This window comes from Burkholderia sp. LK4, assembly GCF_001043615.1.
Lineage (GTDB): Bacteria > Pseudomonadota > Gammaproteobacteria > Burkholderiales > Burkholderiaceae > Burkholderia > Burkholderia cepacia.
This window is the reverse complement of sequence record NZ_LDUL01000006.1, coordinates 115,631-132,453: the sequence shown is the minus strand read 5'-3', so window position 1 is coordinate 132,453 and position 16,823 is coordinate 115,631. Positions and strand designations below refer to the sequence as shown.

The 16,823-nt window shown below is 68.4% G+C and carries 11 protein-coding genes; 3 read left to right on the top strand and 8 right to left on the bottom strand.

Annotated elements, in window-relative coordinates:
* Positions 1–18: 18 nt before the first annotated feature.
* Positions 19–489, bottom strand: a complete 471-nt coding sequence (locus VK92_RS02405; RefSeq protein ID WP_048029059.1) for a hypothetical protein — start codon at positions 487–489, stop codon at positions 19–21.
* A gap of 403 nt (positions 490–892) precedes the next feature.
* On the opposite strand from VK92_RS02405, the gene VK92_RS43275 reads away from it, so the two are divergent.
* Together VK92_RS43275 and VK92_RS02395 are read left to right on the top strand one after the other, a co-directional pair.
* Positions 893–1,027 carry a hypothetical protein gene (locus VK92_RS43275; protein ID WP_006767081.1) on the top strand — a complete coding sequence of 45 codons (135 nt, stop codon included), beginning with the start codon at positions 893–895 and terminating at the stop codon, positions 1,025–1,027.
* A gap of 116 nt (positions 1,028–1,143) precedes the next feature.
* Positions 1,144–1,920 (top strand): class I SAM-dependent methyltransferase, encoded by a 777-nt coding sequence (locus VK92_RS02395; protein WP_048029057.1) that lies wholly within the window; start codon positions 1,144–1,146, stop codon positions 1,918–1,920.
* A gap of 135 nt (positions 1,921–2,055) precedes the next feature.
* Here the strand turns inward: VK92_RS02395 and VK92_RS02390 are convergent, their stop codons facing one another.
* The 7 genes from VK92_RS02390 to VK92_RS02360 all read right to left on the bottom strand — a co-directional run bounded on the left by VK92_RS02390 (position 2,056) and on the right by VK92_RS02360 (position 15,468).
* Positions 2,056–4,944, bottom strand: coding sequence for a glycoside hydrolase family 2 protein (locus VK92_RS02390; protein WP_048029114.1), 2,889 nt, complete (start codon positions 4,942–4,944; stop codon positions 2,056–2,058).
* Positions 4,945–5,020: 76 nt separating this feature from the next.
* On the bottom strand, positions 5,021–7,705 hold the full coding sequence (locus VK92_RS02385) for a GH92 family glycosyl hydrolase (RefSeq protein WP_048029115.1): 2,685 nt from the start codon (positions 7,703–7,705) through the stop codon (positions 5,021–5,023).
* Positions 7,706–8,151: 446 nt separating this feature from the next.
* A complete protein-coding gene (locus VK92_RS02380; protein ID WP_048029116.1) occupies positions 8,152–9,339 on the bottom strand; it encodes a beta-propeller fold lactonase family protein in 1,188 nt (395 codons plus the stop codon).
* 127 nt (positions 9,340–9,466) lie between these two features.
* Positions 9,467–10,969, bottom strand: a complete 1,503-nt coding sequence (locus tag VK92_RS02375; RefSeq protein ID WP_048029117.1) for a M81 family metallopeptidase — start codon at positions 10,967–10,969, stop codon at positions 9,467–9,469.
* 198 nt (positions 10,970–11,167) lie between these two features.
* Positions 11,168–12,592: an aldehyde dehydrogenase family protein gene (locus VK92_RS02370; protein WP_048029119.1), complete on the bottom strand. Its 1,425-nt coding sequence runs from the start codon at positions 12,590–12,592 to the stop codon at positions 11,168–11,170.
* A gap of 36 nt (positions 12,593–12,628) precedes the next feature.
* A complete protein-coding gene (locus tag VK92_RS02365) occupies positions 12,629–14,026 on the bottom strand; it encodes an aspartate aminotransferase family protein (RefSeq protein WP_048029120.1) in 1,398 nt (465 codons plus the stop codon).
* A 50-nt stretch (positions 14,027–14,076) separates the two neighbouring features.
* The gene (locus VK92_RS02360; RefSeq protein WP_048029121.1) at positions 14,077–15,468 is read right to left on the bottom strand and encodes an APC family permease; all 1,392 of its coding nucleotides are present in this window, start codon (positions 15,466–15,468) and stop codon (positions 14,077–14,079) included.
* Between the two features lie 251 nt (positions 15,469–15,719).
* Between VK92_RS02360 and VK92_RS02355 the strand changes: the two genes are divergently transcribed.
* Complete coding sequence (locus tag VK92_RS02355) at positions 15,720–16,814, top strand: AraC family transcriptional regulator (protein ID WP_021160131.1); 1,095 nt, start codon at positions 15,720–15,722, stop codon at positions 16,812–16,814.
* Positions 16,815–16,823 lie beyond the last annotated feature (9 nt).

Genomic DNA, 16,823 nt, shown 5'->3' with positions numbered 1-16,823 from the left:
CGACGCGGCCGCATCCGCTCAGGCCTGCGTCGACACCAGGCCGCCCGCCGACGAGCCGCCCGTCTTCTCGACGGCCGCCGCGAGTTGCGAGATCGCGGTCGCCAGCGCTCCCGCGATCGCACCGGCTTCCGCGCTCAGCGACTGCTGTTCGACCGCCGCGGCCGGGTCGTCCTTCGCGCGCTGCGCCGCGCTCGCCATCTGGCGCTCGATCGTGGCCAGTTGCTTCTGCAACCGGTCGATCAACGCTTTCAGCTGCGCGACCGCCGGGTCGTCGGACGACGCGCCCGATGCGCCGAGCGTTTCGCCGGTGGCACCGGTCGAACCCTGCGCACCGGAAGTGCCTGCCGGACTCGTCGTACCCGTCGCGCCCGCGGCATTCGTCGCGCCATCGGTGGATGACGTCGCGGCGGGCGCGGCCGACGAAGCGTTCGCGCCAGGGCTGGCGTCCGCCAGCGAGGTGCGCGTGGTCGTGGAGAAATCGATCTGCATCGTGTCGGTCCCTGTGTCGGTAAGCGAATCGTGGCTGGGGGCGAAATTACCTTCCAACTGGTTTACGGCATTCGTCACACGAAACTTGAGTAGCGGGGCCCGACAGATTTGGCTGAAGATCGCCGGCTTTGGTCGCGAAAGGGCCAGATTCGCGGCACCGCAGCGCTGATAAAATCGCGGCTTCGCCGGCGGAAGTCGCGCGCCCGTCGCCCCGGCGCACGAGCGCGCAACGCCGCCGGTATCGACTCCCGCCCATCCGGGCGCGGCACGCGACACGTGCCGACGCCGCGGTCGCGGCTGCGCGGGTCGCTTTTTCCGTTCGCCTGCGAGCCCCGCTCGCCGCTTCAAGCGGCGAACGCCGTCCGGCGCGCGCTCACTTCATCGCGCATTCGAGGAACACACGATGGCCCGCATCGGCGCCTTCTGCATCACGACGTGGCTTGCCGCCGCGATTCTCTACTTCGGCCAGCACTCCGTCGCGATGATCGTGTTGAGCGGTGTCGTCGTGTTCGGCGGATTCGACCTGCTGCGTCCGTAAGCGCGCAGGGCCACGCGGCCGCGCCCGGTCGCGACGGCCGGCGCGACTGTGATAGCCTCTCCCGCACCCGCACCGTCTGTCACGCGCACGCCTTGCCGGCAACAGGAGAACGGAATTTGAATCATGGTTCGAACCGCCACCCGGCCGCCCTCGCCTGCAAGGTGTGCTCGGCCCGCGCCCCCATCTGCGGGCTGGTCGATTTCTCGCGCTGCGGCGCCGACTTCATTGCCGGGAAGAAAGTCGACCCGTATGCGGGCGTGCCGGTCTACTACCATGCTTGCGAGCAATGCGGCTTCACGTGGGCGCCCATGTTCGACAGCTGGACCCACGACGATTTCGCGCAGCATGTCTATAACGCCGACTATGCGCGCCACGATCCCGAGTATCTAGAGATCCGTCCGCAGCAGCATGCCGACCTGATCTGCACCAGTTTCGCGGAAATGCGGGAAGGCCGGATTCTCGATTTCGGCTCGGGGCTGGGCTTGCTGGAACGGAAACTGGCGTCGCGCGGCTTCACGGACGTGACGTCGTACGATCCGTTCTCGCACCCGGTTCCGCCCGAAGGCACGTTCGACACGATCCTGTCGTTCGAGGTGTTCGAGCATCATCCGGCGCCGTTCGACCTCTTCGACCAGATCATGCGTTACCGCAAACGCGACGGCGCGCTGCTGTTCCAGACGTCGCTGATCAGCCGGGAGATCATCGAGCGCGGCATCGAGCAGTGGTGGTACTGCGTGCCGCGCAACGGGCACATCTCGTTTCACACGCCGCAGTCCCTGACGCTGCTCGCCCAGCGCCACGGGCTCGAATACGGCGCGTTCAGTCCCGAGCTGCACGTCGTCTTCGATCGCGCGGCGACACCGCGCTGGCTCGACAGGTTTCTCAAGCCGTAACGGCGCGCCGGCGATCGGGCGTACGACGAACGCCGCGTGCCTTCACGCGGCGCTTGAACGGCTCGCTGCCGCTTGCACGGCATCGCGCCCACGCCCACGCCCACGCCCACGCCCACGCCCACGCCCACGCCGCCGTCAGCATGCCCCGAACGTCGGCACCGCCGGATCGACCGCCAGCGCGCGCTCGTTGAACACGACCGGCACGCCGCCGAGCCCGAGCCTGCAGTTCGGGCGGTCGAGCCGCCACCCGTCGACGCGCAGCGCGACGCGCGACACCGGCGCACCGCTCGCATGCGGCAGATCGATCGTGACCTGCCGCTTCGCGCCCGGCATCAGGTTCAGGTAGTTGTCGCTATAGAACGCGGGCAGCACGCGCGCACCGGTCGACGGATCGAATACCTGCAAGTGCGTCATCAACGCGAACGTCGTGCCGATGTTCGCGACGTCGACCGTGATGCGCGTCGTCGTGTCGTCGATCTCGGCCGATGCCGCGCCGATGGCAACCGCCGCGCCCGGCATCGCATCGAGCGACGTGTACGCGGTGTCGCCTCCGTCGCGCTGTCGCCAGTACACGTTCTCCGCGAGCGTATTGCCGCCCGCATCGGTCAGCACGAGCGACACGATGCACACGTCCGACTTCGCGGCGGCCATCGCCGCCTTCAGGTTCGCCACCACGCGATACGATGCCTTCGCGACTCCACCGACATCCGCGACAGTCCGGCTGCTCGACGTGCCGTCGAGGTTGTGCACGCGCATCTCGACGCGGCCGGTGACGGCCGCCGCCGTGTGATTCGCGATCGTCACGTCGGCGGTATTCGCATCGAGGATCGCATTGACGCGACGGCATCCGTGCCGCACCGCGAAGAACGACGCATGCGCGTCGAGGTCGTGGCTGTACATCTGCCATACGAAGCTCGGTTGCGCGGGGTTCGTCATCCACATGATCACGCCGGTGGCCGGCGACGTGATCTTCCCGGCCACCGGGCCGATCATCACGGCCGCGTTCGCCTCGTAGATCGAGCGGATGCATTCGTAGTTCATCATCTGCGCCTTGCGCACGAAGTCCGCGAGATTGCGGATCGCGCCGTAGCGCTGTGCCGTCATCGCGATGTACCCGGCGCCGCCCTGCTTGCCGACCGCAGGGTAATACGCGCCGTTGCCGTTCATGTCGCGGTCGGCCCAGAAGTCGTCCGGGCATTCATACGAGCCGGGCGGCAGCATCGATTCGACGCATTCGAGCGTCGGGATCGAATGCGAGCCGACCTCGTTGTGAAACGCGATCGACGTCGTGCCGTAGCCGCGGCTGAATGCCGCCTGCGGCGAGGCCCAGTTGTACGGGCCGCCCGACGAATAGCCGTTCACCGCGCCGGCGCCCGTGTCGCCGGCCGAACTCGTGAGGCACAGGCGTTGCGGGTCGAGTTCGGCGACGAGCGCGTCGAGCCCCTTGACAAGTGCCGGCGGCGGCGCCCCTTCGTTGCCGCCGCACCAGAGCAGGATCGACGGGCGATGACGGTTGCGCGCGATCACGTCGCGGATGTTGTCGAGATCGCGCGGCACGTTGGCGGGCCCCGACCCGTCGCCTTCGGTCGAGAAGAAGAAGTCCTGCCAGACGAGGATCCCGTAGCGGTCGCATGCATCGAAGAAATCGTCGCTCGTGCTCTGCCCGTTCCAGTTGCGGATCAGGTTGAGGTTCGCGTCGCGATGGAGCCGCACCTGGTTGAACAACCGTTCGCGCGGAATGCGCTTCAGCGCTTCGTCGAGCCCCCAGTTGCCGCCCATCACCAGGATCGGCAGGCCGTTGACCGTAATGCTCAACTGCGGCCCCATGCCGATGTCGCGCACGTATTCGATGCGGCGCAGGCCGATCTTCAGCGTGCGCTCGTCCGAGCGCCTGCGCGCCACCTCGATGCCGACCGTCACCGCGTAGAGGTTCGGTTCGCCGTACCCGTTCGGCCACCACAGGCTCGGTTGCCTGATCGACAGCGCCGCGATATCCGACGACGTGAGCGACACCTTCGTCGTCATACTCGATGCCGGAATCGCGATGTCGTGGCGAAACGGCACGCCGTTGCCGACGGTGCCGACGACGGTCGCGACGAGATCCGCGCCGGAGCCGTTGTCCAGCTCGAGATCGAGCCGCAACTCGGCGCGCGACAGGTCGGTGGACAGCGTGTGCGCGACGTTGATCGCCGCGATCCGCACCGCGCCGGTCGTGAACCATGCCACTGGCTGCCAGATGCCGAGTTCGCGATCGGGGATCGTCGGCAGCCAGTCCCAGCCCGCCGAGCAGAAGAAGGTCGGCCCGTTCTTCAGCGTGACGCCGGTCGGGCCGCCGTTGCGCCCGCCGCGCGTGACGCCGCTCGCGTAGCTCGGCAGCAGCGGCCCTTCCGAGAAATCCGGCTTGACGACGCGCACCGCGAGACCGGCCGCGCCGCCCGCTTGCGGCACCCGCTTCGAGACGTCGAACGCCCCCTGCTTGAACGCACCTTCGAGCCGGCCGACGGGCGCGCCGTTCAACCAGACCTCGGCGCAGTAGTTGACGCCGCCGAAGCGCAGCCACAGCCGCTGCCCCGGCTGCCGTGCGGGCGCCGTGAAGGTCGTCCGGTACCAGTAGTCGGTGTCCTTCAGCGTGTCGGGAATGGTGTCCGTGACGATGCGGCCGTAGAACGGGTCGGGATACTTGCCGTTGACGATCATGCTGTTCAGCACGGTGCCGGGCACCGTCGCCGGCGCCATGCCCGTCACGCCGGCCGCGCCCGACAGTTGCGCGCCGCCGGCGCCCGGCAGGCTGCTCGCCGGGGCGAACGTCCAGTTCTTCGTGAGATCCTGCGCGGCCAGCAGGCTGTGTTCGGGGTCGCCCGGCACGTCCGGCACGCCGGGCGCGACCGTCGCGGGGCCGTCGGTGCCGGGCGTGCCGGACGCGCCGGCGGGCGCATCCATGTCGCCACCGCAGCCGGCGAGCCAGCCCGTGCCGACCAGTGCGGCGCCATACGACAGGAATTTCCGGCGTTCTTTCGACGTCATGTGGTTGTCTCCCGGATGATGCCGCCATCGTCGTGGGCACGCGTGCGGTGCGAGACCATACGCGCGCCGATCACGTTCACTGCGCGCCGGCCCGGTGCATGCGCATCACCGTCGACGGACTGCCGGCCGTCATCTGCGTATAGTCGGCGTTCGGCCCGGACGGCGGCGTCAGGTTGTCGGCGGCTGCCCATTGCGTCGGCGCCGCCGACAGCGTGTAGCTCATCGTGCCGCCATTCGCGATCTTGCCCAGCGGCAGCCATGAGCCCGCGTAGTCCGCGCCGTTCACCTTCAGCGACTGGATATACGCAAACGACGGGTGCCCCGCACCGTCCATCGCCACCTGCTTGTCGCTTTCGAGCCGCAGCGTCTTGCCGTTGCCGAACCAGACGGTGATCCCGCTGAACTGCGGCGTGGACAGCGCGAGCCCCGCTTCCGACGGAATCACCGGGAACATGCCGAGTGCCGCCCACACGTACCAGCTCGACGTCGCCCCCATGTCGTCGTTGCCCGGCAACCCGTCGCGCGCGGTCGTGAACGCCTTCGACATGATGATCGGCAGGATGTACTGCGCACCGCTCGGCTGCCCGGCCCAGTTGTAGCCCCACGGCGACTGGAACGACGGTTCGTTGCCGATGTACAGGCCGGTGGACGATTCGCCGCCGTTCAGGTCGCCGGAGGCCGGCACGGTCGAGAACGGCGTCGTGACCGCAAACAGCGTGTTCAGCCGCGCGACGGCCGCCTGCTTGCCGCCGATCGCGTCGATCAGCGCGCTCCAGTCCTGCGCGAAGGTCCAGAAGTAGTTCGGCTCGGTCGATTCATGGAACGAACCCTGCACGAGCGTCCCCAGCGTGCCCGGCGCCGAGCCGGCCGGCGGCGCATTGCGCGCGGCGATCACCTTGTTCGTGTAGTCGAAGATGTTGCGCCACCACCCGGCCCGCGTGTACAGCGTGCCGATGTTGTCGGGCGTCACGCCGACCGACGGCGCGTTCAGCACGATGGCGGGCAATGCCTGCAGGAACGCGGCCGCGGAACGGTCGCTCAGCACGCGCTCGATGGTGGCCGAGGACGAGTGACCGTCGTCGCCCTGCGACAAGTAGTGGGCCGTCAGGAAGTTGGCGAGCCCCGCGGCGCTCGTGCGGTCGTTGCATGCGCTCGACGGATCGAACACCGACTGCTTCGTCAGCCGCGCGGCCGACACCAGATCGAAATCGGTCGCGCCGAACTTGTACGCGCCGGCGATCACGTTCAGCGCGTTGTCGCCGGCCATCGGCGTCGAATCGTCGCTGCCGTCGACCCAGTGCGGGAACGCGCCGCACTGAAGCCCGTCGACCACGAGCGACTGCATCATGTCGCTCGTTTCCTTTGGCGCGAGCAGCGCCAGCAACTGCGTCTGCGACCGGTACGTATCCCACAGCGAGAAGCCCGTGTAGTGGTTGCCCGCGCCGCCCTGCGATCCGTCCGTGCGCCGGAATGCGTAGTCGCCGACCTTTGCCGTCGCGCGCTGCGGAACGGTGCCGGTCTGGTCGACCGACGCCGGATAGCCGCCGCTCGCGTTCCTCGGCTGGCGCATGCTGCGGAATTCGCCGTTCGTGTCGCTGTAGAGCGTCGGCGTGCCGAACACGCGATAGAGCGCGGTGTAGAACTTCGTCAGGTTCGCCTTCTGCGTCGCGTTCAGCGATGCGGGCGCGGCGGCCTGGTCGATCTGGATCGTGTTGAGCCGGTCGTTCCACAAGCCGGACGCGTTGTTGCGCGCGTCGTCGAACGCGAGCTTTTCGCCTTCGGCTTTCAGGTTGGCCTGCGCATTCTGGATGCTGACGGACGAGACCCCGACCTTCACGGTGACGGTGCGGTCCGCGTCGGTCAGGTCGAATTGCAACGTCGCCGCCCCGTTGTTGACGGTATTCACCGCCGACGTGCCCGCCTGCTTGCGCAGCGGCTTGTCGAAGGTCGCGTAGAAATACACGGGCGCGTTCCACACCGTGCCGTACGGCGTGCAGAACGCCGGCGCGACGGCCTGCCCGCTCATCGACCTGCCGTCGCTCGCGAGCGCCAGCGCGACGTTGCTGGCGGTGACCTTCGTGCTGCCCGAATCGCTGTTGCCGTTCAGCTTCGCGTCGATCGAGAAGAAACCCTTGTCCTTGTCCGTGTACGTGAAGCGCGCGATGCCGGAACGCGCCGTCGCGCTCAGCTCCGTGACGATGCCGTTCGCGAGGCGGACCTTGTAGTACCCGGGTTCGGCCGTTTCATCCGCATAGCTGTACCCGATTCCGGTCGGCCGGCCGCCCGACGCGATCGCCTTCGCCGCATCGGACGGCAGCATCGCGACCGTGCCCTGCCCCGGGCACCCGACACCGCTCAGGTGGGTCACGCTGAAGAAGTCGATCGTGCCGCCCGCCCCGCCCGTCGACAGGTAGCCGCCCGAGCCGTTGAAGTTGTAGCGCGGCGTGTTGGGCCCGAAATTCACCATCCCGAACGGCACCATCGCGCCCGGGCTCACGTTGCCCGCGTAACCCGAGTCCGAGTTGACCTGCGTGCCGATGAGCGGGTTGACGAACCGGGTCAGCTGCATGTTGGTGCGCCTGGGCGGCGCCGGCTGATCGGGCTGCGACGGCCGGGACGGTTCCGGGGACGGCGGCACGGCCGACGGCGTGTCTCCCGCGCCGTTGCTGGCCGTCTGAACGCTGTTCACGTCGTCGCCGCCGCACGCGGCAAGCGCCGCGCAAGTCAGCGCGGCGACGAGCAAGAGTCGTGGATGTCTCATTTTTTCGTTTAGTACCGTTAATCAAAACGATTGTTCCGGCGCCGCGATCATCCGGCACGCCGCGCGGCTTGCGGCCCTGCGCGGCACATCGATGCCGCGCGGCGTGACGCCGACTTGCCTCCAGGCGACGTCACGCCGGCTCGTTACATGCGAATACCCCGCGACGATCGTTGCTGACGCAACCGTTGCCTCACCGCCCTGTTTCCGGGAACGTCACATCCTTCCCAGGGGCTTACAGTGCCGTAACGACTGTTTATTCACCACGAGAATTTTCCCGAATTTTCAGTTTGTTTAACTAAACAAACGGGCGTTAAGCAGATCGGGATACGCATCTCCGCCACTTGTTGCGTTGCAACGGCGGCGCACCGGGAGGTGCATTGACAGGCGCCCGGCGAACCCGGGCGCCGCATGAACGTGAAGAACTGGACGAACGGATGCCGTGCGCGTCAGCGCGGCAACGTCCGCAACGACGACGGCCCGCCCGTCAGCGCGATCCGCTTGCCCGTATCGCGCAGCTTGCCGCCTTCCACCGCATAGAACGCCAGCTGCCGCTCGACGTTGAACTGCACGATCACGTGCCGGCTGTCCGCGGTGAACACGATGCCTTGCGCGGCTTCGCCGCCGGGCACCTCGCTCACCTTCACGGCCTGCCCGTTACGGATTTCGAACAGCAGCACCTTGCCGATCTTGTGGCGGCCCGGATTGTCGGCCGTCAGGTTCGAACCGTCCATCGCCTGCACGGCGATCCACTTCCCGTCCGGCGAAATCGCGACGCCTTCCGGCAGCGACGGCACCGTCAGGTACTGGACCGTGCGGAACGGCACGCGCGACACGTCGATCAGCGCGACCGAATCGGCATCGCCCGCGAGCGTGCCCGTATAACCCGGCAGCCCGGCCAGCCCCACGTTGCTGACGACGGCCCAGCGGTTGTCGCTCGACACGTCGATCGTGTAAGGCGCGACGCCTGTGCTCAGGCGCGACCCGCTGTCGGTCACCTTGCCGTCGTCGACGTTCAGCACCGCGATGCCCTGCTCGTCGCGCAGCGACACGAGCGCATGCTTGCCGTCGTGCGTGAAGCTGATCCCGGCCAGCCGCTTCTTGCCGATCTTCAGGCTGCCGTCGAGCGTCACCTGCGTGCCGTCGATGCGAAGGATCGACACGCTGCCGTCGACGTTCGCGACGAGCGCGAGCTTGCCCGAGCGGTCGATCGCGATCCCCTGCGGATGCGTGCCGAGCTCGATGCGCGTGACCGACGGCGGCGCGGCGTCGAGATTCACGACCTGCAGGAACGTGTCGAACACGAGCTGCTTCGCGGCCGTGTCGTAGCGCGTCGGCGCGCCGACAAGCGCGAGCTTCGCGTCGGGCGTGATCGCGACGGCCTGCGGCGGCCCCTGGATGCCGTTCTCGAGGTCGACCTGCCGCGCGACCTTCGGCGGGAATGTGCTGGCGTCGAGCAGCGTCAGCGTGTCGGCGGGCGGCGACGCGAGATAGGTGTCGCGGCCCTCGACGCGCTGGTACTTGCCGTCGTTGCCGGACACGATCCAGTCGGCGGCGTGCGCGGCAACGGCCGTCGTGGCGAGCGTCAGCGCGGCGAGCAGGCGCGCGCTGCGCGGGCGGAAAGGATTCGAATGCATGGCGGTCGGTTCTCCGGATCGGTTGCGGATGCAATGGTTGGCTCGACCCTGCTGCTCGACGGGTCGAAACCACCGCATGATGCCCGAAAGCCGCCGAATCCGGCGTCCCGCACCCGGTTCGTTTCGGTCAACCCGTCCGTCGCGCGCCGGACGGCCACTCGCCGACGTCGTCGAGCGGATACACCGGCCGCGCCAGCCGCTCGTAGTGAAACAGCCCGTAGTCCGAACCCGTCACGCCGCGGCTGTCGCACTCGACCAGCGCGGCCGCGATCGGCACGAACACCGGCCGGCAATACATCCGCGATTTCAGCAGCAGGAAGCGTGCGCGGCGCGGATCGACGCCGACGCTCTCGAACACGCCGAGGTCCCACGGCTCCTGCGTACGCTCGGTGATGACGAGCGTGGCCGCGCCGATATCGAGCACGGCCGTGCGGCCCATGTACGCGCGCTGGCCCGTGTATGTCGGCCCCGTGATTACGTATTCGCCGTCGGTGAGCGCACGCACGATGCCGGTCGCGCGAAACGGCTCGCGCCGCACGCCGCCGTGCGACGGCAAGCGGTTGCCGACCGGCACCGTCACGGTCGCGCCGACTCCCGCGTCGATCAGCGCCGCGACGGCCTGCGGGTCGCACAGCGGCCCGCTGACGATGCCGTCGAGGCCCTGCGCGAGCGCGGCTTCGAGCAGGTCCATCGTGTCGCACGGGCCGCCCGACATGCAGTTGTCGCCGTGATCGAGCATCAGCACGGGGCGATCCGCGTCACGCGCGAGCGCCGCCGCCTGCGCGACCGATTCGGCGAGCGGCGCGCTGCGATAGACGAATTCGTCGCGCGCGTCCCAGATCTGCCGCGCGATGCGCTCGGCCGCCGCGTCGGCCGCGGCGCGGTCGCCGTCGGCCACCACCACGACGCTGATGCACGGCGCGGGAATGTCCGCGAGCGAGAAACCCGGAAGCACCGATACCGCGAGCATCCCGTCGGCCTCGGCCGCGCGCGCGGCTTCCACCGCGCGCTTCATCGCGCCTTCCGCGCTCGCGCTGCGCAGCGTCGACGTCATCAGCGGCGGCTGCCGCCACGCGAGCACGGGCCGCGCGCGACCGTGAAGCCGGTCGAATAGCAACCGCGCCGCATGCTCGCCCGTCTCGTACATGTCGACGTGCGGATAAGTCTTGAAACTGACGATCACGTCCGCGTGATCGATCATCTTCTGCGTGACGTTCGCGTGCAGGTCGAGCGCGACCGCGATCGGCGCATCGGGCAGCGCCGCGCGCACGCGTTCGAGCAGGTCGCCCTCGCCGTCCGCGCTCTGCTCGGCGACCATCGCGCCGTGCAGGTCGAGCATCACGGCATCGCAACCCGGCGCGGCCGCGACGATCGCATCGCAGATCGCCGCATACGCGTCGGCCGCGACCGGCCCGCTCGGGTTCGCGGCCGCCGATACGGGCGTGACGATCCCGGCGCCTTCACGCTCGGCCGCGTCGAGGAACGCGGCCATCGCGGTGCGCATCCCGCGATTCGCGCGATTCGCATCGTCGCCCCAGTCGGGGCCGTTGCGGCCGAACGCGGCGAGCGGCGTCGGCACCGGCGAGAACGTGTTGGTCTCGTGGTTCATCCGGGCGATCAGGATCTTCATCGTGTACTGCCCTCCACGTTCGCGGCCGTATCGCGTCGGCCCGCTGCCGTCTCCTTCACCCGCATCGTCGAACTCCCCTCAATCGATGAAACGATGAAACGACGCGGCACGCGCAGCGTGCCGTCGCCGGAATCGCGCCGCCGCCCGCCGGCTCGCTCGTCGCTTGTCGTCGCGAACCGGGGCAGGGGCGCGCGTCGCTCAAGCGTACCCCGTCGTGCCCTTCGTCTCCAGATATTCGACGAGGCCGAACTCCGCATACTCGCGTCCGTTGCCCGAACGCTTGTAGCCGCCGAACGGCGCGGCCGGGTTCCACGCCGGATAGTTGATGTGCACGTTGCCGACCCGCAGCCGTGCCGCGACCCGGCGCGCGCGCTCGAGGTCCTTCGTCTGCACGTATGCCGCAAGCCCGTAGACCGAATCGTTCGCGAGCGCGATCGCCTCGTCCTCGGTGCGGTAGGTCAGGATCGACAGCACCGGCCCGAAGATCTCCTCGCGCGCGATCGTCATGCCCGGCGTGACGTTGGAGAACACCGTCGGCTTCACGTAGAAACCGTCGCCGAGCCCGTCGGGCCGACCGGTACCACCGGCGACGAGCGTCGCGCCTTCGTCGATCCCGCACTGGATCAGCTGCTGGATGCGGTCAAACTGCGTGCGACTGACAACCGGCCCGATGCCCGTTTCCGTCGAACGCGGATCGCCGACGACGGTGCGCGCCGCCTCGTTGCGCGCCGCGACCTCGGCTGCGGCAAGGTGGTCGACATGCACGAACATCCGCGTCGGCGCATTGCACGACTGCCCGCTGTTGCTGAAGCAACTGCGCGCACCGCGCGTGACCGCATCCTCGATGTCGGCGTCGGGCAGGATCAGGTTAGGGCTCTTGCTGCCGAGTTCCTGGTGCACGCGCTTCACGGTATCGGCGGCCGCCTTCGCGACCTCGACACCCGCGCGCGTCGAACCGGTGAACGACACCATGTCGACCTCCGGATGCCGCGACAGCGCGTCGCCCACTTCGTGCCCGTAGCCGTGCACGAGGTTGAGCACGCCCGGCGGCACGCCGGCTTCGTGCAGGATCTCCGCGAACAGGATCGCGCTGAACGGCGCGATCTCGCTCGGCTTGAGCACCATCGTGCAGCCGGCGGCGAGCGCCGGCGCGACCTTGCACACGATCTGGTTGATCGGCCAGTTCCATGGTGTGATCAGCGCGCACACGCCGATCGGCTCGTGCGACACCAGCAGCGAATCGGTCTGCGTGCTGAAGCGGAACGACTGCAGCGCGCGAATCGTCTGCTCGAGGTGCGCGGTGCCGACCGCCGCCTGCATCGCACGCGCGAATGCGATCGGTGCGCCCATCTCCTGGCTGATCGTCCGCGCGACCTCCTCGTAGCGGCGCTGGTAGATCTCGAGCACGCGCCGCAGCAGCGCGACGCGCTCGCCCACCGGCCAGCGCGAATACGTGTCGAAGGCCTGCCGGGCCGCACCCACCGCGCGGTCGACGTCGGCCGCGCCGCCGATCCTGAGCTGCGCATACGGCCGCGCCGTGCTCGGGTCGATCACGTCGATCGCCTTCGCATCGGCCGGGTCGAGCCACTGGCCGTCGATATAGGACTGTTGTGACGTTCGCATCGAATGCTCCTGTGGTGACGGATGCCGGTGTCGCGCTCAGCGCGTCGCGCGCGCGAAGGTGTCGACGAGGATGTCGCGGATCTGCGCGACGAACCACACGATTTCGTCGCGCGACATCACGAGCGGCGGCGAGAACTGCACGATCGGCGTGCCTTCGTGGTCGACGCCCGCGCGGCACAGCAGCCCCGCGTCGAAGATCGCGGGCGCGAGCAGCGTCGACACGAACGCCTGCGCGCTGATGCCGGCCGCCCAGCGGCGCGCGGCCTTGTCGGTCACGAGTTCGAGCGAGTAGTGGTAACCGTCGCCGCGCACGTCGCCGACGCACGGCAGTTCGAGCAGGCCGTCGAGGGTCTGGCGGAACACCGCTTCGTTGCGTCGGACGTTCTCGAGCACGCCTTCGCGCTCCATGATCGCGAGGTTCGCGAGCGCGGCCGTGCACGCGACCGGATGGCCGCCGTATGTCGCGCCGTGCAGGAACATCTGCTGCGGGCCGTCGAGGATCGTTTCCACGACCGCGTCGCTCGCGATCACGCCGCCGAGCGGCACGTAACCCGATGCGATGCCTTTCGCGAACGTGATGACGTCCGGCTTCAGCCCGTAGCGCGCGGAGCCGAAATATTCGCCGAGCCGGCCGAACCCGCAGATCACTTCGTCGGCGACGAGCAGCACACCGTGCCGGTCGCAGATGTCGCGCAGCCCGGCCGTGTAGCCGGCCGGCGGCGTCAGGCTGCCGCCCGCGTTCTGCAGCGGCTCGACGACGATCGCGGCGACGGTATCCGGGCCTTCCTGCACGATCAGAGATTCGATCTCGTCGAGCAGATGGCGCGTGAACTCCGCTTCCGTCTCGCCCGCCGGGCGCCCGTAGCGCTTCGTGTTGCCGACATGCCGCACGCCCGACATCAGCGGCTCGAAATGCTTGCGGAAGTTCGTCATCCCGTTCAGCGCGAGCGCGCCGAACGACGTGCCGTGATACGCGACACGCCGCGCGATGAACTTGCGCCGCTGCGGCTCGCCGCGCGACTGGTGATACTGGCGCACCAGCTTGATCGCCGCTTCGTTCGACTCCGAGCCGCTCGACGTGAAGAACACGCGGTTCAGCCCGTCCGGCGCGAGCGTCGCGAGCTTGTGCGCGAGCGTGATCGCCGGCTCGTGGCCGACACCCCAGTTGGTCGCGAACGGCAGCCGCACCATCTGCTCGCGGATCGCGTCGCCGATTTCCGCGCCATGGCTGTAGCCGACCTGCACACAGTACAGCCCGGCCAGCGCATCGAAGTAGCGCTTGCCGTGGCGGTCGACGAGCCAGCAGCCTTCGCCGTGGTCGAACACGGTCAGCGCGTGGTCGCGATACGCATCGGCGTGCGTGAAATGCATCAGCAGGTGGCGCTTGCCGAGCGCCTGCAGGTCCGCATCGAGATTGACGTCAACAGCGTTCATGGTTCACTCCTCCTTCAGGGTTTCAGGTCCGGCGCGGCGCGCCCGATCATTCAGTTCATCGACAGTGTCGGCGCCGGGCGCGTGAAGCCGCGCGTCAGCCATGCGAGCTGGCAGAGCCCGAGCACGAGCCAGCCGATGCCGACGTAGAACGTCTGGCGCGACAGCCCCGACCAGAGCCACACGTTCATCGCGAAGCCGAGCGCCGGCATCACGCCGAACGTGATCCAGCCCGCGAAGCGGCGATGCTCGGCGCGGCACAGATAACTGCGCATCACGCACAGGTTCACGACCGCGAATGCGACGAGCGCGCCGAAGCTGATCATCGTCGACGCGAGATCGAGCGTGACGAACAGCGCGGACAGCGACACGGCGCCGACCGCGAGCGTCGCGCGCACCGGCGTGCGCAGCCGCGCATGCAGGTGGCCGAACACGCGTTCGGGCAGCACCCGGTCGCGGCCCATCGCGAACAGCACGCGCGTCACGCTCGCCTGCCCGGCCATCGCGCTCGCGAAACAGCCGGCCACGTACACGGCGACGAAGAACGCCGACAGCGTGCCGCCGCCGATGCGCCGCATCAGCTCGAGGCTGGCCGAATCGAGATCCTTGAATGCGTGCCAGTCGGGAAACACCACCTGCCCGACATACGCGATCAGCATGAACAGCACGCCGCTCGCCAGCGTGCAGAGCAGGATCGCGCGCGGCACCGTACGCTTCGGCTCGCGCGTTTCCTCCGACAGCGTGGTGACCGCGTCGAAGCCGAGGAAAGACAGGCACAGGATCGCGGACCCGGCGAAGATCGCGCGCGCATCGCCCGACGACGGCAACGCGACGGCCATCGACAGTCCCTCGCCTGCCGCGACCCGCGCCGATGCGATGACGAAGATCGCGATGAACACGAGCTGGCTCGCGATGAGGATCAGGTTCACGCGATTGACGAGCCGGATGCCGACGATGTTCAGCCCCGTGATCAGCGCGATGCTCCCGACGATCCACACGCTGGCCGGCACCATCGGAAAAATCTGCTTCATGTAGATGCCGATCGCGAGGTAGCTGATCATCGGAATGAACAGGTAGTCCATCAGCAGCGCCCAGCCGACCATGAAGCCGGCCGACGTGCCGAAATTGCGGCTCGCGAACGTATAGGCGGAACCGGCGCTCGGCATCAGCCGCGCCATGTGGCCATAACTGCGCGCGGTGAACAGCATCGCGACCAGCGTGACCGCATACGCGGCCGTCAGGTGCCCGTTCGTCTCGCTCGTGACGAGCCCGTAGGTCGTGAACACCGTCATCGGCAGCATGTACGCGAGGCCGAAGATCACCAGCGTCGCGAGGCCGAGCAGGTGCGGCTTGCGGCGTTCGTCCGCGTCGCCGCGAAACGCATGTGCGGCGAAGTCCTGCGTCGCGGCGGCCGATGCGTATCGACCGGGGCTGTCGTTGTCCATGCTGTCCTCACGTAGGTGGCGTTCACGGCTTCAACACTCGTTCGCCCGGCACGGCCGGCGGCGCACGACTGGAAGAAAGTGTGGTGCGCCAAAAATTCCGCCACGAATGAGAAATGCGGACGTAATCGGGGGATATTTCCGGACACCCCGCCGCGTATCGCGCCGGCGCGTCATGCATGGTGCTGTGCCGCACTGGCGTTTTGCGGACATTCCGGCTATGTTCTACGCGACCCAGTCGCCCCGTCAGCACCATGGACACTCGATCTCATCGAAACCAGAGCCGGGCCGAGCGCAGCCTGCGTTCGTCGCTCGGCCTCGCGCGCCCGGCCGGACGCCAGGAGGACATTCCCGCCACCGTCCACGCGATCGCGGTCGCGCTGGACGAGTGCCGCGTGCGGCATATCGACGGTGCCGCGCTGCTCGAAGGCACGGGGCTCGGCGCGGACGAAGTCGCGTCGCCGAACCTGCACGTGAATCGCGGCCAGGAGCAGCGCTGCTTCCACAACCTGCTGCAGCGCAGCGGCGTGCCGTCGATCGGGCTGTCGATCGGCGCGCGGCTGCACGTATCGACACTCGGACTCGCCGGCTACGCGATGCTGATCAGCGGCTCCGTCATGCAGGCATTCCGGTGCATGAGCCAGTTTCCGCTGTTCATGGGCCTGTATTTCGACGTGCGTATCGATGCGCATGCGGACGGCATGAGCGTGACCATCAGCCGCTACAACGGCGAGCCCGATCTCGAGGTGTTCCAGGTCGACATGTGCCTGTCGAGCCTGCGCCTGATCGTGTCCGACCTCGTCGGCAAGCCGGTCTGGCCCGCGCAGGTACAGCTCGCGCGCCGCACGCCACGCAACGCGGCCGACTACACGCGCCACTTCGGCTGCAAGGTCGCGTTCAATGCCGGTGACAACCGGCTCGTGTTCACGTCCGTGAACGGCACCGAGATGCCGCTGCTCGCGAACGAAGTCAGCTTCAATGCGCTGCACGGCCAGTGCGAGGCGCTCGAACGGCAGTGGGCCGCGTCGGTCGGCACGCGTTTCGCCGATCGCGCGAAGGAGCTGATGGCGCGCGACCTCGCGCGTTTCAAGTCGATGACGTCGCTCGCGAACGCGCTGCACCTGACGGAGCGCACGCTGCGCCGTCGGCTCGACAAGGACGGCCTCACGTTCCAGTCGCTGCTCGACGACGTGCGCCGCGACGAGGCGGTGCGGATGCTCGACGATCCGGAGCTGACGGTCGCGGCCATTGCGGAACGTCTCGGCTACAGCGAGCCGCGCAGCTTCCGCCATGCGTATCGACGCTGGACCGGGCACCCGCCGCGCGCCGGCGCCGAGTCGGACACGTAACGCGCCATG